24 protein-coding genes are annotated in these 21,455 nt (G+C 46.0%); 11 read left to right on the top strand and 13 right to left on the bottom strand.

The features are described from left to right. The first annotated feature begins 452 nt into the window (after positions 1-452). Together OH458_RS22150 and OH458_RS22100 are read left to right on the top strand one after the other, a co-directional pair. A complete protein-coding gene (locus tag OH458_RS22150) occupies positions 453-530 on the top strand; it encodes a hypothetical protein (RefSeq protein WP_443088532.1) in 78 nt (25 codons plus the stop codon). 265 nt (positions 531-795) lie between these two features. Beyond that, entirely contained in the window at positions 796-1,008 is a 213-nt protein-coding gene (locus OH458_RS22100; protein WP_333482675.1) for an FIST N-terminal domain-containing protein, read from the top strand. A gap of 216 nt (positions 1,009-1,224) precedes the next feature. Here the strand turns inward: OH458_RS22100 and OH458_RS19165 are convergent, their stop codons facing one another. Beyond that, complete coding sequence (locus OH458_RS19165) at positions 1,225-2,610, bottom strand: cation:proton antiporter (RefSeq protein ID WP_269979487.1); 1,386 nt, start codon at positions 2,608-2,610, stop codon at positions 1,225-1,227. Between the two features lie 92 nt (positions 2,611-2,702). Between OH458_RS19165 and metH the strand changes: the two genes are divergently transcribed. Then, a complete protein-coding gene (gene metH / locus OH458_RS19170) occupies positions 2,703-6,383 on the top strand; it encodes a methionine synthase (RefSeq protein ID WP_269979488.1) in 3,681 nt (1,226 codons plus the stop codon). Positions 6,384-6,463: 80 nt separating this feature from the next. Here metH and mgtE read toward each other — a convergent pair whose 3' ends face one another. From mgtE to OH458_RS19230, 12 genes are all read right to left on the bottom strand, one after another. Further along, positions 6,464-7,819 (bottom strand): magnesium transporter, encoded by a 1,356-nt coding sequence (gene mgtE / locus OH458_RS19175; protein ID WP_005476239.1) that lies wholly within the window; start codon positions 7,817-7,819, stop codon positions 6,464-6,466. A 108-nt stretch (positions 7,820-7,927) separates the two neighbouring features. Further along, positions 7,928-8,206 carry an HPr family phosphocarrier protein gene (locus OH458_RS19180; RefSeq protein WP_005476226.1) on the bottom strand — a complete coding sequence of 93 codons (279 nt, stop codon included), beginning with the start codon at positions 8,204-8,206 and terminating at the stop codon, positions 7,928-7,930. A 4-nt stretch (positions 8,207-8,210) separates the two neighbouring features. Continuing rightward, entirely contained in the window at positions 8,211-9,074 is an 864-nt protein-coding gene (gene rapZ / locus OH458_RS19185) for an RNase adapter RapZ (protein WP_269979489.1), read from the bottom strand. Next, positions 9,074-9,520 (bottom strand): PTS IIA-like nitrogen regulatory protein PtsN, encoded by a 447-nt coding sequence (ptsN, locus tag OH458_RS19190; protein WP_038137895.1) that lies wholly within the window; start codon positions 9,518-9,520, stop codon positions 9,074-9,076. Before ptsN ends, rapZ begins: the two co-directional genes overlap by 1 nt. A 5-nt stretch (positions 9,521-9,525) precedes the next feature. Next, positions 9,526-9,813 carry a ribosome hibernation promoting factor gene (gene hpf, locus OH458_RS19195; protein WP_005476246.1) on the bottom strand — a complete coding sequence of 96 codons (288 nt, stop codon included), beginning with the start codon at positions 9,811-9,813 and terminating at the stop codon, positions 9,526-9,528. Between the two features lie 25 nt (positions 9,814-9,838). Continuing rightward, positions 9,839-11,299 carry an RNA polymerase factor sigma-54 gene (locus OH458_RS19200; protein ID WP_038214370.1) on the bottom strand — a complete coding sequence of 487 codons (1,461 nt, stop codon included), beginning with the start codon at positions 11,297-11,299 and terminating at the stop codon, positions 9,839-9,841. 51 nt (positions 11,300-11,350) lie between these two features. Continuing rightward, positions 11,351-12,076, bottom strand: coding sequence for an LPS export ABC transporter ATP-binding protein (gene lptB, locus OH458_RS19205; RefSeq protein WP_269979490.1), 726 nt, complete (start codon positions 12,074-12,076; stop codon positions 11,351-11,353). Between the two features lie 2 nt (positions 12,077-12,078). Next, on the bottom strand, positions 12,079-12,576 hold the full coding sequence (lptA, locus tag OH458_RS19210; RefSeq protein ID WP_043887451.1) for a lipopolysaccharide transport periplasmic protein LptA: 498 nt from the start codon (positions 12,574-12,576) through the stop codon (positions 12,079-12,081). Next, the gene (lptC, locus tag OH458_RS19215; protein ID WP_269979491.1) at positions 12,557-13,120 is read right to left on the bottom strand and encodes an LPS export ABC transporter periplasmic protein LptC; all 564 of its coding nucleotides are present in this window, start codon (positions 13,118-13,120) and stop codon (positions 12,557-12,559) included. Before lptC ends, lptA begins: the two co-directional genes overlap by 20 nt. After that, complete coding sequence (gene kdsC / locus OH458_RS19220; protein ID WP_269979492.1) at positions 13,117-13,674, bottom strand: 3-deoxy-manno-octulosonate-8-phosphatase KdsC; 558 nt, start codon at positions 13,672-13,674, stop codon at positions 13,117-13,119. The genes lptC and kdsC overlap by 4 nt, the downstream gene beginning before the upstream one ends. Continuing rightward, positions 13,674-14,639: a KpsF/GutQ family sugar-phosphate isomerase gene (locus OH458_RS19225; protein WP_269979493.1), complete on the bottom strand. Its 966-nt coding sequence runs from the start codon at positions 14,637-14,639 to the stop codon at positions 13,674-13,676. The genes kdsC and OH458_RS19225 overlap by 1 nt, the downstream gene beginning before the upstream one ends. A 23-nt stretch (positions 14,640-14,662) precedes the next feature. Next, on the bottom strand, positions 14,663-15,634 hold the full coding sequence (locus OH458_RS19230; RefSeq protein WP_269979494.1) for a calcium/sodium antiporter: 972 nt from the start codon (positions 15,632-15,634) through the stop codon (positions 14,663-14,665). A 243-nt stretch (positions 15,635-15,877) separates the two neighbouring features. Here OH458_RS19230 and mlaF point away from each other — a divergent pair, with 243 nt between their 5' ends. The 8 genes from mlaF (at position 15,878) to OH458_RS19270 (ending at position 21,300) form a co-directional block, all read left to right on the top strand. Next, the gene (mlaF, locus tag OH458_RS19235; protein WP_005476244.1) at positions 15,878-16,675 is read left to right on the top strand and encodes a phospholipid ABC transporter ATP-binding protein MlaF; all 798 of its coding nucleotides are present in this window, start codon (positions 15,878-15,880) and stop codon (positions 16,673-16,675) included. Beyond that, positions 16,672-17,463 carry a lipid asymmetry maintenance ABC transporter permease subunit MlaE gene (gene mlaE / locus OH458_RS19240; RefSeq protein ID WP_269979495.1) on the top strand — a complete coding sequence of 264 codons (792 nt, stop codon included), beginning with the start codon at positions 16,672-16,674 and terminating at the stop codon, positions 17,461-17,463. Before mlaF ends, mlaE begins: the two co-directional genes overlap by 4 nt. Before the next feature lie 2 nt (positions 17,464-17,465). After that, entirely contained in the window at positions 17,466-17,948 is a 483-nt protein-coding gene (gene mlaD / locus OH458_RS19245; RefSeq protein ID WP_038137876.1) for an outer membrane lipid asymmetry maintenance protein MlaD, read from the top strand. 10 nt (positions 17,949-17,958) lie between these two features. Continuing rightward, the gene (mlaC, locus tag OH458_RS19250; protein WP_269979496.1) at positions 17,959-18,600 is read left to right on the top strand and encodes a phospholipid-binding protein MlaC; all 642 of its coding nucleotides are present in this window, start codon (positions 17,959-17,961) and stop codon (positions 18,598-18,600) included. Next, positions 18,597-18,905 (top strand): STAS domain-containing protein, encoded by a 309-nt coding sequence (locus tag OH458_RS19255; RefSeq protein WP_038214390.1) that lies wholly within the window; start codon positions 18,597-18,599, stop codon positions 18,903-18,905. The genes mlaC and OH458_RS19255 overlap by 4 nt, the downstream gene beginning before the upstream one ends. Before the next feature lie 13 nt (positions 18,906-18,918). Then, on the top strand, positions 18,919-19,173 hold the full coding sequence (gene ibaG / locus OH458_RS19260; protein ID WP_005476231.1) for a BolA family iron metabolism protein IbaG: 255 nt from the start codon (positions 18,919-18,921) through the stop codon (positions 19,171-19,173). Positions 19,174-19,182: 9 nt separating this feature from the next. Continuing rightward, on the top strand, positions 19,183-20,442 hold the full coding sequence (gene murA, locus OH458_RS19265) for a UDP-N-acetylglucosamine 1-carboxyvinyltransferase (RefSeq protein WP_039478145.1): 1,260 nt from the start codon (positions 19,183-19,185) through the stop codon (positions 20,440-20,442). A 117-nt stretch (positions 20,443-20,559) separates the two neighbouring features. Then, positions 20,560-21,300, top strand: a complete 741-nt coding sequence (locus OH458_RS19270) for a 1-acylglycerol-3-phosphate O-acyltransferase (protein ID WP_038137868.1) — start codon at positions 20,560-20,562, stop codon at positions 21,298-21,300. Positions 21,301-21,455: the final 155 nt, after the last annotated feature.

Genomic DNA, 21,455 nt, shown 5'->3' on the forward strand with positions numbered 1-21,455 from the left:
ATTATTTAACCCGATGCGAAAGTGTCGGGTTTTTTAATGCCTGTAAGAAATATCCTTTGTGGGGAATCAAATACCGCAAAGGGGGTGGGCGAAATTTTTAACCTTCGCCACTTTCAGAAGCCCTGCTAGAAATAGCAGGGCTTTCGTCGTTTTTGGACACAAATAAGACCTTTGTACATATCTTCCTTTTAGTTTTTACTCTGCTTAATTTTTTCGCTCTAAATGACCCACCCTTATCAGCAATTCTATGTGAAAAGATAGGTAAAAAGAGCTGACTTTAGTTTATAGACTGGAGGTCAATATGAAGACAGAGCAACTAGTATGGAATGGTCAAGAATCATTGGATCTTTCGTCAGTTTCGATCATCGATACCTCCAATACGTTATTAACGATCTAGGGCTTACTTAATGAAGATATATCGACACTGTTAACAAATTTTTCCCCAATCACACATGATAGGTGGTTCCACGTCTGGAGAGATAAGCAACGATGGCGTGGTGGATAATTATCTAGTCATTACCTTGGTTTAGTTTGAGAAAAGCTCGATTAGAAAATCGGCTCGATACTTAATTGATTTTCAGGTTTCGTGTAAAGCACTTGGAAGCGCATTAGCTAGCGATCTGTTGCCTGAAGATTTTCGACACATATTTGTTCTGAGTGATGGCCTTTAGGTCGATGGCACATATCTTGTGGATGGATTTAAAGTGTATTACGCGACCATGTTAAAGTGACCGGAGGTTTAACAGGACCGGAGATTGTGTAAATTTTGCAGAAACTCAAGTTTATACAGAAAATATCAGAGGCTCAGGGCTAGTTGCTGCGATTGGTTTGTATGGGAATGACCTAGAAACTAGCTATGGTTCACGTGGCGGGGGCTCGTTTGGGATGGAAAGTAAGGTTACTCGTTCGGAGGGGAATGTTCTTTTTGAACTGGATAATCCAAGTACACTTGAGGTTTATCACAGCTACTTTGGTGACTTAACTAAGGAGCCCGATCCAGTGGGTTAAGGTTTCCATTAGAACAGAGAAAGACACAAAACTTGTTAGGACGGATGACAGTAATGGCTCAATCGCCTCCGCCCATCATGCCCCCACACCTTCTGACGCCTCGGGCATAGGGAGGTCGTGTTTTAGATGGGTTTGTGGCAACGTGTTTATTGTTCTAGTTGAAACGAAAGGCAGCGCTAATAGGCTGCCTTCTGGTCATTCAAACTTGTGAGTGCTCTACTTTTGTGTCACTTCAATAGAATCTTTGTCTATCTCTTTCTGAGCGAGCTTCGCTTTTTCAATCATAGGAGTAATGGTTGAACCTTGAATCAATATAGAGAATACGACGACCGAATATGTCATGACCAAGATGATTTCTTTTACATCAATAAGCTTGTCTTGAATCACCCAAATGCCAGAAGGAATCGATAGTGCCATTGCGAGTGCAAGACCACCTCTGAGGCCGCCCCAAGTTAAGATGTTTACAGAATACGGGTTGTATTGACGGTAGCGCTTAAAGCCAATGTAAGATAGGAATACGCTTATGTAACGCGCTGAGAGAACGAGCGGTACAGAGAAAGCCATCAAAATCCAGTCTTCTTTGTGGAACTCAAACAATAGCATCGACATACCAATCAGTAGGAAGAGTACGCCGTTAAGGAACTCATCAACTAGCTCCCAAAAATGATCAAGGTGATCTTCACTCTCTTTGGAAAAGCCAATAAAGCGTGTCCAGTTGCCAATCATAATACCCGAGACGACCATGGCTAAAGGACCAGAGACGTGCAGCACTTCAGCAAATGCGTATCCAGCGGTTGGAACACCAATCGTCAATAAGAGCTCCATTGAGTGATCATCAGTTGCGCTAATCAAGTAGTGAAACAGTAAACCTAGGGCGAAGCCGTAAGCGATGCCGCCAATGGCTTCTTGAACAAACAGCATGCTAACACTGCCCACTGTCGGTGCTTCGTTGCCAAAAGCGATGGTGTATAGAGTGACAAAAATCACTAACCCAAAGCCATCATTAAACAGCGACTCTCCTTCGATTTGGGTGGAAATTCGTTTTGGAGCATCGAGCTTTTTAACGATAGCCAGTACTGCAATCGGGTCTGTTGGAGAAATCAATGCACCGAACAATAAGCAGTAGACCAAATTAAATTGGATTCCGATGAGTTGGCAGAAGCCATATAAAGCGAAACCAATAAAGAAGGTAGAGAACAACGTTGCCCCTAAAGCAAGTACGGTGATTTCCCATTTCTGATCTTTTAAGTTAGGCAGTTTGATGCCCAGTCCGCCGGCAAACAACAGGAAACCTAAGATCCCTTTGAGCAAAAAATCTTCGAAGTTAATGCTCGACATTGTCTTCGAAGCAATTTCTGTTAAGTGGAACCAATCATTTTGACCTGCGACCAAGATGAGTAACGATAAAATCATTGAGCCAGCAGTGATGGCGATTGTCGTTTGCATTTTTCCTATCTTGCTGTTTATGAAAGCAATCATCATTGCAGCAGCGGATAGAAAACATAGGGTGTAGTAGACCGACATAAAACTCTCTACATGTAACAAAATGTGAATAAGAATTTTGTTCCTAGCATGCTTAAATAGCAAACACTTTTTTGTCATGGAAGAGTGATAAATTTAGTTGTTTTAGACGTCTAGACTCCTTTAGTTTGTGTGATAGGATGGAGAGATAACTAAAGGAATGAGGCTGTACTGTGGGAAGTAATGTAAGACAACAGATTGAAGCTCAATTAAAGCAACGTATCTTGCTGATCGATGGTGGTATGGGCACCATGATTCAGGGATACAAACTTGAAGAGCAGGACTATCGAGGAGAGCGCTTTGCGGATTGGCATTGTGATCTAAAAGGCAACAACGATTTGTTGGTGCTCACTCAGCCTCAATTGATTAAGGAAATTCACAGCGCTTACTTAGAAGCTGGCGCTGATATTCTTGAGACCAACACCTTTAACGCGACGACGATTGCGATGGCTGACTATGAAATGGAAAGCCTGAGTGAGGAAATCAACTTTGCCGCTGCAAAGCTTGCGCGTGAAGCCGCTGATGAGTGGACGACAAAAACGCCAGAGCGCCCACGTTATGTCGCGGGTGTGATTGGTCCAACAAACCGTACTTGTTCTATCTCCCCTGATGTAAACGATCCGGGCTATCGTAACGTCAGCTTCGATGAGCTTGTTGAAGCTTATTCAGAATCAACTCGAGCGCTGATCAAAGGTGGCTCTGACCTTATTCTGATCGAGACTATCTTCGATACACTTAACGCGAAAGCTTGTGCCTTCGCGGTTGATAGCGTCTTCGAAGAACTAGGCATCGAGTTGCCAGTTATGATCTCCGGTACCATTACCGATGCTTCTGGACGTACGCTTTCTGGTCAAACAACGGAAGCCTTCTATAACTCTCTTCGTCATGTTAACCCTATTTCATTTGGTTTGAACTGTGCGCTTGGTCCTGATGAACTGCGCCCGTACGTAGAAGAGCTTTCTCGTATTTCGGAATCTTTTGTTTCTACTCACCCAAATGCGGGTCTACCGAACGCTTTTGGCGAGTATGACCTTTCGCCAGAAGATATGGCGGAACACGTTAAAGAGTGGGCGGAGAGCGGTTTCCTCAACCTAATTGGTGGTTGTTGTGGTACCACGCCAGAGCATATTCGCCATATGGCAATGGCAGTTGAAGGTGTGAAACCTCGTGATTTGCCTGAGCTTACGGTTGCGTGTCGTTTATCCGGTCTTGAGCCTCTTACTATTGAAAAAGAGACGCTGTTTATCAACGTGGGTGAACGTACTAACGTAACTGGTTCTGCTCGATTTAAACGTCTGATCAAAGAAGAACTCTATGATGAAGCGTTAGAGGTCGCCCGACAACAAGTTGAGAACGGCGCTCAGATCATCGACATCAACATGGATGAAGGCATGTTGGATGCAGAAGCCTGTATGGTTCGCTTCCTAAACCTATGCGCATCTGAGCCTGAGATCTCTAAAGTGCCTATCATGGTCGACTCTTCTAAATGGGAGGTTATCGAGGCGGGTCTGAAGTGTATTCAGGGCAAGGGCATCGTAAACTCCATCTCTTTGAAAGAAGGTAAAGAGAAGTTTGTTGAGCAAGCAAAGCTGATCCGTCGCTATGGTGCTGCAGTTATCGTTATGGCGTTTGACGAAGTTGGTCAGGCAGAAACACGTGAGCGTAAGCTAGAAATCTGTACTAATGCTTATCGTATCTTGGTTGATGAAGTCGGCTTCCCACCAGAAGACATCATCTTTGACCCGAACATCTTTGCGGTTGCGACGGGTATCGAAGAGCACAACAACTACGCCGTGGATTTCATCGAAGCGGTTGCTGACATTAAGCGCGACTTGCCTCACGCCATGATCTCCGGTGGTGTTTCTAACGTTTCCTTCTCATTCCGCGGTAATAACTACGTCCGTGAAGCGATTCACGCGGTGTTCCTATACCACTGTTTTAAAAACGGTATGGACATGGGCATCGTGAACGCGGGTCAGTTAGAAATTTACGATAACGTTCCTGATAAGCTGCGTGAGGCGGTAGAAGATGTGGTTCTTAACCGTCGTGATGATTCGACTGAGCGGCTACTTGATATCGCCGCAGAATACGCTGGAAAGGGTGTCGGCAAAGAAGAAGATGCTTCTGCGCTAGAGTGGCGCACTTGGTCGGTAGAAAAACGTCTAGAGCATGCGTTGGTTAAAGGCATTACGGAGTTCATCGTTGAAGATACCGAAGAAGCTCGCCTTAACGCCTCCAAGCCACTTGAAGTCATTGAAGGTCCATTGATGGACGGAATGAACGTGGTGGGTGATCTATTTGGTGAAGGTAAGATGTTCCTTCCTCAGGTAGTGAAATCAGCGCGTGTTATGAAGCAGGCAGTAGCGCACTTAGAGCCTTTCATTAATAAAGAGAAGCAAGCGGGCTCTTCCAACGGTAAGATTTTGTTGGCTACGGTAAAAGGTGACGTTCACGATATCGGTAAGAACATTGTTGGCGTGGTTCTGCAATGTAACAACTACGAGATCATCGATCTTGGCGTAATGGTGCCATGTGAGAAGATCCTCAAGGTAGCCAAAGAAGAAAACGTCGATATCATTGGTCTTTCTGGTTTGATTACTCCGTCTCTCGATGAAATGGTGCATGTCGCGAAAGAAATGGAGCGTCTTGATTTCGATCTTCCACTTCTAATTGGTGGTGCAACAACATCGAAAGCGCATACGGCGGTTAAGATTGAGCAGAACTACAAACACCCAGTGGTATACGTCAATAACGCTTCTCGTGCGGTTGGTGTATGTACATCATTGTTATCAGACGAGCTTCGTCCTGGCTTTGTTGAGAAACTTGACGTGGACTATGAACGCGTACGTGATCAGCATAACCGCAAGAAGCCGCGCACCAAGCCTGTTATTTTAGAAGAAGCGAGAGCGAACAAAGTCGCGATTGATTGGGATAAGTACACGCCTCCTGCTCCTTTGAAGCCGGGCATCCATATCTTTGATGACTTTGAAGTGTCTACTTTGCGTAAGTATATCGACTGGACGCCTTTCTTTATGACTTGGTCATTAGTCGGCAAGTATCCAACAATCTTTGACCATGAAGAAGTGGGTGAAGAGGCGCAGCGTCTGTACAAAGACGCTAATGAGTTATTGGATCGTGTTGAGCGTGAAGGCTTACTCAAAGCGCGCGGCATGTGTGGTCTGTTCCCTGCTGCAAGCGTGGGTGATGATATTGAAGTTTACACCGACGAGTCGCGAACTGAAGTGGCGAAAGTGCTGCATAACTTGCGCCAGCAAACGGAGAAACCAAAAGGCTTCAACTACTGCCTGTCGGATTATGTTGCACCGAAAGAGTCTGGTAAGCGCGATTGGGTTGGTGCTTTTGCAGTAACTGGTGGTATCGGTGAGCGTGAACTTGCCGACGAATACAAAGCGCAGGGTGATGATTACAATGCCATCATGATTCAAGCGGTAGCGGACCGTCTGGCGGAGGCATTTGCTGAGTATCTACATGAGCGTGTGCGTAAAGAGATTTGGGGTTACGCTGCGGATGAAGCTCTGTCGAATGAAGAATTGATTCGTGAGAAATACCAAGGTATTCGCCCTGCTCCTGGCTATCCAGCATGTCCAGAGCATACTGAGAAAGGACCGCTTTGGGAGCTTATGAATGTTGAAGAAAACATTGGTATGTCACTGACATCGAGCTATGCGATGTACCCAGGTGCATCAGTATCGGGTTGGTACTTCTCGCATCCTGATTCTCGTTACTTTGCGATCGCGCAGATCCAAGAGGATCAGTTGCAAAGCTATGCTGATCGTAAAGGCTGGGATATGTTAGAAGCTGAGAAGTGGTTGGGACCAAACATTAACGGCTAACTATCCATTGGCTAGATATCGCTAAAAACAAAAGCGCAGTATCATTGATACTGCGCTTTTTCGTTTTTGTTATTTCGCCCTTAAATTAGGATCGTTGCGAGGCCTAAGAAAACCGATAGACCAATCACATCGGTGACGGTGGTTAGTGCCATACCGCCTGCTAGGGCAGGGTCGATATTCATCTTCTTCAACAGAATCGGAATAGTTACCCCAGCAATGCCCGCGACCAGTAGATTGGTTAACATCGCGGCTGAGATAATACCTCCCAACATCCAGTTACCCTTCCAAGCAACGACGATACCACCAATAATCAGCGCCCACATAATGCCGTTGAGGAGGCCGATCGCAGCTTCTTTAATAAGCAGTTCTCGTTTGTTTGAGTCACCGATATGCCCAAGAGCAAGACCACGGATGACCAGTGCGACAGTCTGGTTTCCTGCGACACCTCCCATTGATGGAACGATAGTCATTAGAACGGCGATAGCTGCCATTTGATCTAAGGTTGCCTCAAACATATTGGAGACCGACGCCGCAGCGAGGGCTGCGAGTACGTTGGCGCCCAGCCAAATACTTCGCTTCCTTGCTGATTTTACGACTGGTGCGAAAGTATCTTCGTCATCATCCATACCCGCCATGCTCATCATTGAGTGTTCCGCATCTTCACGAATGACATCGACTACGTCATCGATGGTAATACGACCGACTAGATGTTGGTTTTCATCTATGACAGGTGCTGAAACCCAGTTACGGCGCTCGAATAGACTTGCGATATCAGAATCACTCATGGTGACGTCAATTGCTTCGTCAGCATCTTCCATCACATCACTGATTTTTACATCGGGTTGGGTTGTGATGAGCGTGGTAATCGGAAGCTCACCAATCAGTCGGCTCTCTTCATCAATGACATACAAAGCATCCGTTGCTTCTGGTAGTTCGCCTTTCATACGCAGGTAACGCAGGACAACATCGACATCGACATCACCACGAATGGTGATGACATCGGTGTTCATCAAGCTACCAGCGGTATCTTCAGGGTAGGAGAGGGCGGTTTCGACTAATAGACGCTCTGCCGCATCCATTTGCGATAAGACTTCTCTGGAAACGTCGTCAGGTAAGCTACGCAGTACGTAAGCCACGTCATCTGTTTCCATCCCTTCCGTTGCTTCCGCGAGCATTTCTGGCGCCATCTTAGACACCAAGTCATCTTTGACATCCTCGTTGAGCTCGTCGAGGATTTCACCATAATCTTCTGGATCGGTAAGTTGCCAAAGAACTTCACGGCTTTTACGCGGAGAGGCCTCTAATAGATGGGCAATGTCTTCAGGTTCCATGTCCTGTAATTGACGACGAACATGAACAAAGCGGCCATTTTCTAGAGCTTCAGTAACTTCTTGGAGGGCTTGGTGAGCTTGGTCAAATTCAATTTGCTCTGCCATTTATTCCCCCTGACTCTATTTATCTACAATGCGGTGAATAGTAACTTAATTTTACAATCTATTTAATAAGTTAATGTGAAGGAGAGGAAATTTGTCAATGAAGAGGTATTAATCGTCTTCTTCGAACTTTGCTTCGATAAGTTGGCAAACGGCTTCAAGAGCTGGGTGGGCGTCTGCACCTTCAGCGCTAATAGTGACATGTTCGCCTTGAGCTGATTCAAGTAGTAGCAATCCCATCACGCTATCTGCAGTGGCTTCTTTCCCTTCATGGTTTTGAATGGTTAGCACGGAGTCAAAAGATTGGGCCAATTCAACAAGCTTTACAGCAGCACGAGCGTGAAGGCCTAAACGGTTTTGGATTAGAACGGTTCGACTCTGTTGCTGCATGATGTTATTCCTTGTGGTTTTGCTCTAACGACGCATGACGGATCTGCACTTGGTGGCCCATCTCAGCAAAGTATTCGCCAATTTGTTGGGTTAAATATACAGAGCGGTGTTTTCCGCCAGTGCAGCCAATCGCTACGGTTAGGTAGCTGCGGTTATTTTTCTCGAGGAGTGGTAGCCAGTGTTCAATGAACTTTTGAATCTGTTGTTTTAGCTCCATCACATCAGAGTGCCTTTCCAAAAATGACTTGATTGGTGCATCTAAGCCTGTCAATGGTCTTAGATCTGGCTCCCAATGTGGGTTTGGCAAGAATCGAACGTCAAACACATAGTCCGCATCATTGGGTAGCCCGTATTTGAAGCCGAATGATTGAAAGACCATTACGAGGTCTTTACGCTCTCGCCCCTCTACACGCATACGAACGGTTTCACTCAGTTCATGCAGAGATTGATTGCTGCTGTTGATCACTAGGTCAGCATGCTCTTTTAACGGTGAGAGGATCGCGCGCTCTTTCTCAATCGCTTGTTCGAGTGATGTGTTTTCTAGGCTGAGTGTCAAAGGGTGGATGCGACGTGTTTCGCTGTAGCGTTTCAGCAAGGTTTCTTTGTTCGCATCTAGGAACAACACACTGACATCAGAGCTCTGTTTTAGCTGAGTTAAAACATCCTCAACTAAATTTGGTTCGGCAGGTAGGTTGCGGATATCGATGCTTACCGCGACATTTTGTTTGCTTGATTGAACCGATTGAACAAACGCATCCAACATATCGACGGGTAAGTTGTCGACACAGTAGTAGCCAAGATCTTCTAGAACACGAAGCGCGACGCTTTTACCCGCGCCTGAGTAACCACTTACTACAATCAGACGCATTATTGGCTAACCATAATGTCGTAAAGCTCTTGATCTGATTGAGCCTTGCGAAGTTGTTTGAGGACCTGTTTGTCGTTTAATCGTTCGGCCATGCTGGAAAGGGTTTTTAAATGCTCTTTACATTGGGCGTCTGGGACGAGGAGAGCAAAAAGTAGGTCAACAGGTCGATTGTCGATAGAGTCGAACTCAACAGGAGATTCGCATTGGATTAAAACTGCCACGGCTTTGTCACTCGACTGCATACGAGCATGGGGAATGGCTATTCCATTTCCAATGCCAGTACTGCCCATTTTCTCTCGACTGAGCATGCATTCAAATAGTTCGGTGGAGTTTTGGCCTGTTTTTTCAGCGACAAGTTCGCTGATCATTTCTAGGGCTCGTTTTTTACTGGTGCACTGAACTGCACTTTTCGTACAGTCCAGTGTAAGGATTTCGCTTAATTGCATGGTGGTTAGTGAGCGTTTAGCTTCTCTTTGTGCTTGTTTAGCTGTCGTACAAGTTTGTCGACTAGGGAATCAATAGCGGCATACATGTTTTCATCATCTGAAGAGGCATGAATCTCACCTTGATTTACGTGAAGGGTAGCTTCTGCGATTTGACGGACTTTTTCAACTTTTAAAACAACATGAACACTGTTGATATGGTCAAAAAAGCGCTCCAGCTTTTGAAACTTTTCATTAACATAGTCTTGCATTGAATCTGTTAGATCAACGTGGTGGCCATTAATATTGATTTGCATAGACTTTCCTTCTCGGTTAAATGCCTTAAAGCAGGCGTTTGCGCTGACTTGAAGGGGCAATGCCGAGTGATTCACGATATTTCGCTATTGTTCGTCTAGCGACCTGAATCCCTTGGTCAGCGAGTAGAGCTGCAATCTTGCTGTCACTCAGTGGCTTGGCACTGTTTTCGGCAGCAACCAGCTTTTTAATCAAAGCGCGAATTGCAGTGGATGAACATTCTCCGCCGTTGTCAGTACTAACATGACTGGAGAAAAAGTACTTCAATTCAAAAATACCACGAGGGGTGTGCATGAACTTCTGCGTTGTTACCCGTGAAATGGTTGACTCATGCATGTCGACATCAAGTGCAACATCATTGAGCACCATTGGCTTCATGGCTTCTTCTCCATACTCGAAGAAATCCCGTTGATGTTCAACAATACACTTAGCAACTTTGAGCAACGTCTCGTTTCTGCTTTCTAGGCTCTTAATTAGCCATTTCGCCTCTTGCAAATTGCTGCGGATGTACTGGCTATCGGCACTATTGCCTTTGCCTAGCGCTGCATATTGCTGATTTACCTTCAGTTTTGGTACCGAATCTGGATTAATTGTGACTACCCATTTACCGTGATCTTTAAAGACTGAGACATCGGGAATAACATACTCTGCATGTTCGGTGGTGATGCGACTTCCTGGTCTCGGGTCCAATTGTTGGATTAGCTTGAGGGTTTCTCTGAGCTCTGCTTCTTTAAGCTTAGTTTCTTTAATGATCAGTTTGTAGTCACGATTGCCAAGTTGATCTATATGGTTAGTCAGGACTAACTTTGCTTCTGATAACCAAGGTGTATCTTCTGGGAAAGTGGCAAGTTGAAGTAGTAGGCAGTCTTGTAGGTTCAGTGAAGCGACACCTAATGGGTCAAACTGCTGAATGCGCTTGCGAACGGCTTCGATTTCTTCAATTTCAATTTCTTCGTTATCAAAGCTTTCTAGAATATCTTGGCTAGAGACTGTTAGATAACCGTAATCATCTACAGCATCGATAATGGCCATGGCAATGGTACGGTCCGTGTCACTAAATGGAGTCAGGTCAAGCTGCCAAGTTAAGTAATCATGCAGCGACTCTGTTGTCTCACCTTGATAAACGGGAGCGTCGTCATCTAAGGCGATGCCTGTGCTTCCGGTGTTGGCGCTGTAGACATCTTCCCATGTTGTATCGATTTCAAGTTCAGAGCTGATTTCTGATTTTTCGATGAGCTCTGAACTGTCTTTTACGTCTGGTTCCGCGACATCAACGGTAGGTTCTTTGTCCTCATTACTGCCTTTATCTTCGGCAATTGGAGCGTCATCTCCTGACTCCTCGACTTCGAGAAGAGGATTGGAATCGAGCGCTTCTTGAATCTCTTGTTGAAGGTCTAGCGTCGACAACTGCAACAAACGAATCGCTTGTTGTAGCTGAGGTGTCATCGCTAACTGCTGTCCTAGCTTGAGTTGTAATGAGGGTTTCATTCAGTATTATTTGCCTTAAATGCTATAGAATCTTGCCGTTCTTCACTTTAATCATAGACGGAATTGTTCGCCGAGATAAACTTGTTTTACTTGTTCATTATTGAGAACTTCATCCGGTGACCCTTCGGCAATTAAGTGTCCTTGGCTAACGATGTAAGCTTTTTCACAGACATCTAGCGTCTCGCGAACGTTATGGTCAGTGATTAACACTCCGAGTCCGCGATCGCGAAGATGTTCAATGATCTTCTTGATATCGATAACCGAAATCGGGTCGACGCCTGCAAAGGGTTCATCAAGCAATATAAATTTTGGGTTTGCGGCCAGTGCTCGAGCAATTTCAACTCGGCGACGTTCACCCCCTGATAATGCCATACCTGCACTTTGACGAATGTGCTGGATGTGGAATTCGTCTAGCAGGTCTTCCAATTTGTCTTGGCGTTCTTCTCGGGTCAGCTCTTTGCGGGTCTCTAGAACAGCCATGATGTTGTCTTGAACTGACAGCTTGCGGAATATAGAGGCTTCTTGCGGAAGGTAGCCTATCCCCATTCGGGAACGACTATGCATAGGTAAAACGCTGATATCTTGATCATCGATGTAAATCGCACCTTCATCACGCGCAACTAAACCGACAATCATGTAAAACGAAGTGGTTTTTCCCGCGCCATTTGGGCCAAGTAAACCGACAATCTGCCCGGATTTGACCTGCAAGCTGACGTCTGAGACGACTTTTCGGTTCTTGTAGCTTTTCGCCAAGTGCTCTGCTTTGAGTAACGCCATAACTATTCTTGTACTGCTTGAGGTTGTAGGACAGTGGAGACGCGATCGCCTTTTGACTGGCCATCCGCAGTGAGTTTCTGTGAAGAAATATGGTAGCGAATTTGATTGCCGCGAATGGTGCTGTCATCTTGAGACAGCATGGCTTTTATACGCATGGTTAACTGATCTTTGGCTAAGCTATACTCTAGCTCTTCGGCTTCGCCATACAGAGTTTTTCCGTCGTCAGTGAGCTGCGAAAATGTCGCGAGTTTGCCAAAACCATCAATGCTTTCAATCGACCCATCGTTTGGGTTACGGGTAACAACGATCTTGTCAGCGTTGATGTTAATGCTACCTTGCTTGAGCTTTACGTCACCGAGAAAGGTGACTTTGTTGCTCTGCATGTCTAGCTGCTGGCTGTCTGAGTCAATATAAACCGGCTGCTGTTGGTCAGTCGACAGCGCCATTGCTGGGCCTGATAAGACTAAGCAAGAAATAAGACTAAGGTGTGAGAGTTTCATATCTACCTTGTACGCTCTTATAAAGGGTTGCATCATGATCGGCAAAATTGCCTTTCATTGCCTGCCCTACGGTTTCAAACTGAGGGCCATTGATGATGACTTGATCATCTGCCCAAAAATCTCTGTTGTCGAGTTGGATGTTCATACTGTTGGTAGACAGTGTATCGAATCCCGATTCAGGAAGTAGGTTCTTTACAACGACATCGGTCGAAAGTGTCAGAATATGTTTTTTATTCAAAATGCCTGTCTGAGCGGTGATTTCCCACTCTTGAAGTAAACCTTCTTTATACACCTTGAGTACAGGCTTCTCAAAAACGGTATCGCCGCTTTTGGCGTAATGATCCAAGCTTTGTGAGGTAATCACGTAGCTTCGTACGCCGCTTTCAGTATAAGACGTATTGGTTAACGACTGCCCACTGAACATTGGCTGTTCTAAATCAGGACTGACTTGAGGTGCTTGTTGGCTTTGTCGGTCAAAATAGTAATAGGCCGACCAACAGAGAGCAAAACCAAGAATCAGGTAGCTGATACGAGATAGACTCATATACTTAAACCTTTGTGCACATCCAACTCGTCACGCGCTTGCAAAATCAGGTCACACACTTCGCGCACGGCACCGTGCCCACCTTTGATCGCCGTGACGTAATTGGCTCGTTTTCTAAGTAATGGGTGACCATCTGCGACGCAGACTTTTAACGCTACCTTTTCCATTACTGGCCAATCAATAAGATCATCGCCGATATAGCCGGTTTGCTCCGGAGAAATATTCAGCTTGTCACAAATATCTTGATACGCTTGCACTTTATCGTCTTGACCTTGATAGATCAGGGAAATGCCAAGGGCTTTCATACGGTTCTCGACAATTCGCGACTGACGCCCTGTGATGATTGCAATCTCAATACCTGCATTCATTAGCGATTTTACCCCATAGCCATCGCGGGTATGGAAGGTCTTGAGTTCTTCTCCGTCGTTACCCATGTAGATGAGGCCATCAGAGAAAACACCGTCAACATCACAAATCAGCAGTTTGATCTGTTTGGCAATCGTTAGAATGTTTTGTTCGACAGGTTGATACAGAGTTTCTACCCATTGTGTCATTACATCACTCCTGCTTTTAACATGTCGTGCATATTAAGTGCGCCGACGACTTTGCCTTGGTCGCAGAGAATCAGGCCATTGATGCTTTTTGCTTGCATTAAGTTTAACCCTTCTGCTGCCAACATATTAGGAGAAGCGACAGTTGGATTTGCTGTCATAACATCGCCAATCGATGCAGTATGAATGTCAACGCGTTTGTCTAAGATTCGGCGCAAGTCGCCATCGGTAAATATACCTAGCAATTGCTGGTGGTCATCGACGACCGCAGTCATGCCTAAGCCTTTTTGGCTGATCTCAAGCAGTGCTTCCCTAATGAGAGCTGTAGGCCTGACTAGAGGTAGGTTCTCACCTGAGTGCATAATATCGGCGAGCTTCAATAATAGCTTGCGACCTAACGCGCCACCAGGGTGGGAGAGCGCAAAATCTTCTGCGGTAAAACCACGCGCTTGCATCAGTGCCATCGCAAGTGCATCGCCCATCACTATAGTCGCAGTTGTGCTTGACGTTGGTGCGAGCTGAATTGGGCAGGCTTCTTTCGGAACGGTAATTTGAAGATGGAGATCCGAAAGTTTTGCCATATTTGATTGTGGCTTGCCAGTCATACTGATGATTTTGATGTTCAATCTTTTTAAGACTGGGAATAGCCCCAAGATTTCTGATGATTCCCCTGAGTTTGAGATTGCCAACACGATGTCACCCGGCTTAATCATACCTAGGTCGCCATGGGCTGCTTCGCCAGGGTGAACAAAGAAAGAGGGCGTTCCAGTACTTGCAAGGGTAGCGGCGATCTTATTGCCAACGTGGCCAGATTTCCCCATCCCCATCACGACAACTTTGCCCTCTTTGTTGGACAAAATCAGTTCACACGCTTGGATAAACTCGTCGTTAAAATATTGGTCAAGTTGCTCTAAGGCCTCTATCTCAGTTTTTAATACATCTAAAGCAGCAGAACGGTAATCAAACATCGCAAACTCCAAGGAAACGGTCATTAAGCGGTCATATTAAGAATCAAATAAGCTTGGTAGGCGATAAAGGTGCAGAACAATACGCCACCTTCAATGCGATTAATGCTTCGCGATTTGCCCAGCGCCATGACAACGAGTAATAGAGAAACGCCGAGCATAACCCAGAAATCGCGTCCCATCGCGTACTCACTTAAGATGGATGGGTTTAAAATACCAGGGATGCCCATTACGGCGAGAATATTAAACACGTTGGAGCCAATGATGTTACCAACCGCCATATCGTCTTCCCCTTTCATTACCCCAGCAAGAGAAGCTGCAAGCTCTGGCAGGCTGGTGCCGACGGCGATAATGGTTAAGCCAATCACCAGATCGCTCATGCCAAAGTACTGAGCAATGATAACGGCGTTGTCGACTAGCACGTCTGCCGCTAGCGGAAGAATAATTAGACCGATGACAACCCACATGGCCGCTTTCCCGTTACTAACACCATCAGGCACTTCTGATTCTTGCTCTTCGAGTAGCGCGTCCGATGTGCCAGCGGCTTTTTCTTTTTGGCTGATGCGAAGCATTGTAATAATAAAAGCGGCAAATAGAACAAATAACAGGACGCCTTCGTAAAAACCTAGGTGGCTATCCCAAAGTAAAATACCGGAAAGAATGGTCACCCCAATCATTAAAGGAAGCTCTCGGCGCAGCACGGCAGAGCTGATCGAAAGAGGTTTGATGAGCGCAGTAATACCCAAAATCAACGCGATATTTGCGATGTTTGAACCCAGTACATTCCCAACAGCCGTATCTGTTTTGCCATCGAGTGCGGCGGTAGCAGAAACCATCATTTCTGGAGCAGATGAGCCCATCGCAAGGATTGTCATACCAATCACCAAAGGTGAAATGCCGACGTTACGCGCTAGTGCTGCGGCGCCAAATACCAGTTTGTCTGCACTCCAGACTAAAAACACTAATCCTATGATGAGAAACGCGACCGCTTCAAACATGATGCTTCCTAATTAATATACAAACGAGAGAATTTAACCGTTAATTTTGACGGTTTGGTTTATAAAAGGGAAGCAGTTCATTCAATTAATTGTTAAGCAATGATTCACATTTCGTGCTTAAGTTAGATTGACGTCTAAACCGATGCCTCGGTTTGAATCAACGACTTTTAATTGAACAGTGCTTTTAATTCAATTTGAATGTGCTTATGATTGCCCATTCTAGCGACTTAATACGAGTGTGTGATGACATCAGAAGACTTGGTAACGGTCAATAAAATTACGTTTACCCGAGGGAATCGTAAGATATTTGATGACGTTAGCCTTCGAGTACCAAAGGGAAAAGTGACGGCGATTATGGGGCCTTCCGGTATCGGTAAGACTACCTTGTTGCGTCTGATTGGCGGCCAAATATCCCCTGAGAGTGGCGAGATTTGGTTTGATGGCGATAACATCCCATCATTAAGTCGCAAGCAGCTTTACTCCGCTCGAAAGAAAATGAGCATGCTTTTTCAATCAGGTGCTTTGTTCACAGATCTTACGGTCTTTGACAATGTCGCTTTTCCACTGCGCGAACACACGCAACTTTCTGAAGAGCTCATTCGTACATTAGTACTTTTAAAGCTAGAAGCGGTGGGGTTGCGAGGTGCTGCTCAGCTAATGCCGAGCGAGCTTTCAGGAGGGATGGCTCGAAGAGCTGCGTTAGCCAGAGCCATTGCCCTTGACCCCGACTTAATCATGTTTGATGAGCCATTCGTTGGCCAAGACCCGATAACCATGGGCGTCTTAGTTGAGCTTATTCGTAATCTAAACCAAGCTCTAGGAGTCACATCCATTGTTGTGTCTCACGATGTTCCAGAAGTCATGAGTATTGCTGATTGGGTCTACATTCTTGCTAACGGTAAAGTGATTGCCAAGGGGACGCCACAGGAGTTGCGTGACAACCCTGATCCTCAAGTGCAACAGTTCTTGCAAGGCGACGCCGATGGACCTGTTCCATTTCGTTACCCCGCAGAGCCAATCATGCAGGAGCTATTTCAATGATGGCGCATCTTACTGACTTTATTGCTTCTACTGGCCGCAGAACGCTCTCTGTCATTGCTTCGTTTGGCCGAGCCAGTTTAATGCTATTTGGTGCCTTGGCGTCCCGTCCCCAACCGATAGCAAACCTCCCTTTATTGATTAAGCAGCTTTACAGCGTTGGCGTACAATCGCTGCTGATTATTGTCCTCTCTGGTTTGTTTATCGGTATGGTCTTGAGCCTTCAGGGCTACGTTATTTTGATTGATTTCGGCGCTGAAGGGGCATTAGGGCAAATGGTCGCGCTCTCATTACTGCGAGAGCTAGGACCGGTTGTGACAGCACTGTTGTTTGCTGGACGCGCAGGTTCCGCTCTGACCGCTGAAATTGGTCTTATGAAAGCCACAGAGCAACTTTCGAGTATGGAAATGATGGCGGTTGACCCACTGAAACGGGTGATTGCGCCACGCTTTTGGGCGGGTGTCATTTCGATGCCTTTGCTTGCGATGATCTTTATGGCAGTAGGGATCTGGGGTGGACAGTTGGTTGGTGTTGACTGGAAAGGGATCGATCACGGCAGCTTTTGGGCTGCGATGCAATCATCGGTTGAACTTGGACAAGACATTGGCAACAGCATGATCAAGAGCCTAGCATTTGCGATTACGGTGACTTGGATTGCTCTATTTAACGGATACGATGCGATTCCGACCTCGGAAGGTATAAGCCGAGCGACAACTCGCACAGTGGTACACTCTTCACTTGCAGTACTGGGGTTAGACTTTGTACTGACAGCATTGATGTTTGGGAACTAAACATGCAGCAAACACGAAAAACTGAATTATGGGTTGGTAGTTTTGTCCTTGCCGGAATTTGCGCAATTCTGGTAATGATTTTTCAAGTCGCTGACGTTAAGGGATTTGGCTCCAACGATACTTACACGCTCAAGGCTGAGTTTGACAACATCGGCAGCTTAAAAGTTCGCTCACCAGTTAAAGTCGGTGGGGTTGTTGTTGGGCGAGTAACGGACATTGGCTTGAACACGGATTCATTGCTCCCTGTGGTAAGCATGGCGATTAACGCGAAATACGATCAGTTTTCAGAAACGTCCAGCGTAAAGATTTTGACCTCAGGTCTGATTGGTGAGCAGTACATTGGATTGACTCCGGGTTTTGTCTTTGAAGATGAACAGATGCTGGTGGATGGCGATTTCATCGAGGACACCAAGTCCGCTATTGTACTCGAAGATTTGATTGGCCAAGTGCTGTATAGCGTTGGCGGTGACTCAGCAAGCGAATAGGGAACCAGTTATGTTGAAAAAGTTAGTACTCACTTTTATTGGTATTGTTTTCGCGTCCAATGTCATGGCAGCTGAAATCGATAAAACTCAGCCATACCAAATGATGAAGCAAGTGGCTGAAGTAGCATTCGCGCGCTTGAAAGCAGAGCAGCCGAAGGTTCAGCAAGACCCAGACTATCTAAAGGTGATCGTTGAAGAAGAGATGATGCCTTACGTCAATGAGCAGTACGCTGCATTGAAGTTGCTAGGTCCCAACTTGAAAGGGGCGAAGCGAGATGATGTTGCGACATTTATCCACTCTTTCCGCGCTTATCTGGTGACGTCTTACGCGCAAGTCTTGACGCAATATACCGATCAAGAGGTTGCCTTTGAACCAGAGCCTAAGCTTGATGCAAGTAAAAGTATTACTGGTATTAAAGTAGAGATCATCGACTCGCCTCGCCCGAACATCAAACTGGAGTTCAAACTTCGAAAGGATAAGAAAACCGGTGAGTGGAAAGCATTCGATATGATTGCTGAGGGCATTAGCTTGCTCTCAAGTAAGCAGTCGGAGTGGAGCAGCAAGTTGCGTCAAGATGGCATTCTAGTGGTGGCTGAAGAACTCGAGCAATTGGCGAAGCAACCTATTCGTTTTGAGAGCCAGCAGCAATGAGCCAGCAGCAATGGCGATGTGTCGCGGAAGACAGCTATGTGCTATCAGGCGCACTTGATAGAGAGTCTGTGCCGCTGCTCTGGGAACAGTTGAAACAGTGGGATGTCACGGCAAATGAAATTGAGCTCTCATTGGAGCAAGTAAAACGTGTCGATTCTGCTGGAATGGTGATGTTAATTCACCTATTAGAGCATGCAAAAAAACAAAACTGTCATATAATGCTCAGCTTCGTGCCAAAACAACTGAAAACCTTATTTCAGTTAAGTAATGTCGAACAACATCTCGACGGGCATTTAAAGAATTAAACAGGGGTGAATTGTGGATAGCGCAAAAGTACAACAGATTTTAGAACAAGCTCTAAACCTAGAAGAGATCATGGTTAAAGGTGAAGGAAGCCATTACGAAGTGATTGCTGTTGATGCTAGTTTCGATGGAATGAGCCGCGTTAAGAAACAACAACTCATTTATGCACCGCTGATGGAATATATCCAAAGAAATGACATTCACGCAGTCTCTATTAAAGCTTTCACTCCTGATGAGTGGGCTCGTGATAAGAAGTTGATGTCACTGTAAGGTTTAGTAATGGAAAAGTTTCGTGTAACGGGGTCTAAACAGCCTCTCGTCGGTGAAGTCACCATTTCAGGTGCAAAAAACGCAGCACTGCCGATTTTATTTGCTTCGATTTTGGCGGAAGAGCCAGTTGAAGTGGCAAACGTCCCTCATCTTCGTGATATTGATACCACGATGGAACTGCTTAAGCGTTTAGGTGCCAAAGTGGAGCGTAACGGCTCCGTGCATGTTGATGCAGGCAGCATCAATGAGTACTGTGCGCCTTACGACCTAGTAAAAACCATGCGTGCATCCATTTGGGCGCTTGGACCTTTAGTCGCTCGCTTTGGCCAAGGTCAGGTTTCTCTACCTGGCGGTTGTGCGATTGGTGCACGTCCGGTTGATCTTCATATCCATGGGCTAGAGCAGCTCGGTGCCACCATTACACTTGAAGATGGCTATGTGAAGGCGAATGTTGATGGTCGCTTAAAAGGCGCTCACATCGTGATGGACAAAGTCAGCGTGGGTGCGACGATTACCATCATGTGTGCGGCAACGCTTGCTGAGGGCAAGACAACGCTGGACAACGCCGCTCGCGAGCCTGAAATCGTCGATACCGCTGACTTCTTGAATAAACTAGGGGCAAAAATCTCTGGTGCTGGCACTGATACGATTACGATTGAAGGCGTTGAGAAACTTGGTGGCGGCAAGCATGCTGTGGTTGCTGACCGCATCGAAACGGGTACGTTCCTTGTTGCTGCCGCTGTATCTGGCGGTAAAGTGGTATGTCGCAACACCAGTGCGCACCTTCTAGAGGCGGCACTTGCTAAGCTAGAAGAGGCTGGAGCTCTTGTCGAAACGGGTGAAGACTGGATCTCTGTCGACATGACAGGTCGAGAACTCAAAGCTGTGACGATTCGTACGGCGCCACACCCAGGTTTCCCAACGGATATGCAGGCGCAATTTACGCTATTGAACATGATGGCTAAAGGTGGCGGTGTCATTACCGAGACTATCTTCGAGAACCGCTTTATGCATGTCCCAGAGCTGATGCGTATGGGCGCGAAAGCTGAAATTGAAGGCAACACCGTGATTTGTGGCGATGTTGAAGAGCTGAGCGGAGCACAAGTGATGGCGACAGACCTACGTGCATCTGCAAGCTTAGTGATTGCAGGCTGTATCGCAAGCGGTGAAACCATTGTTGATCGTATCTACCACATTGATCGTGGCTACGACAAAATTGAAGATAAGTTGTCTGCGTTGGGAGCGAAGATTGAGAGATTTCGTGATTAATCCTCTCTTCAGCTAACATTTGTAAGCCGAAACGTCAGTTTCGGCTTTTTTATGAGCCATAGATCAGTTAGAGTCTGTTCAAATTATTTTGATTCACTGTGTTCTTGGAGAACCACAATGATTGCACTACTACGTGTATTAGCTGTTGCGATTTTTGCAGTCGTAATGTTTGTGTTTGGTTGCGGCTACTGCTTACTTAGCCCTCGCAATCCTAAGCATGTTTTCACTTTTGGTCGCCTTTTCGGCAAGATGTCTCGTATCTTTGGTATCAAGTTGGAGCTTCGATTGCCAGAAGACGCTTATCAGCGTGGTCAGCATATTTACATTGCCAACCACCAAAACAACTGGGACCTATTTACGGTCTCCTCAGCGGTTACTCCCAAAGTGGTCACCGTTGGTAAAAAGAGTCTAGCTTGGATGCCTTTGTTTGGTCAGCTTTACTGGTTGACGGGGAATATTCTGATTGACCGTGCTAATCGCTCGAAGGCGAAAGGGACGATTGATCAAGTTGTTGACCAAATGAAACAAAGTGACGTGTCAGTATGGATGTTCCCTGAAGGCACGCGTTCACGCGGTCGTGGGTTACTGCCCTTCAAAACAGGCGCTTTCCACGCAGCCATCGGTGCTCAATTGCCAATTATTCCTATTGTATGTAGTTCAACGGGTGGCATTAAGTTAAACCGTTGGAACAATGGCCACGTGATTGTAGAAATGCTTCCACCGGTTTCGGTTGAATCGCATGGTAAGGAGAGTGTTCGTGACCTCGCCAATACATGCCGTGAACAGATGAAGGCCAAGCTAGAAGAGCTCGACAATGAAGTGGCGATGCTTAATCAGCAAGAAGGTGTAAAAGCTTAATAGAGAGCACTCAGAGCGTTAGAATTGAGCCAGTTGTGGTAACACAACTGGCTTTTTTGTATCTGTGCATAAAGGCTTCTTGAGTGCGTATGACAAGGCTTATTACTTAGCGTCATACTAGCGGGAAAGGTTTGATGGCGCAGAGACGATGGAAT

This window comes from Vibrio sp. MarTm2 (assembly GCF_027587055.1).
GTDB classification, from domain to species: Bacteria; Pseudomonadota; Gammaproteobacteria; order Enterobacterales; family Vibrionaceae; genus Vibrio; species Vibrio sinaloensis_D.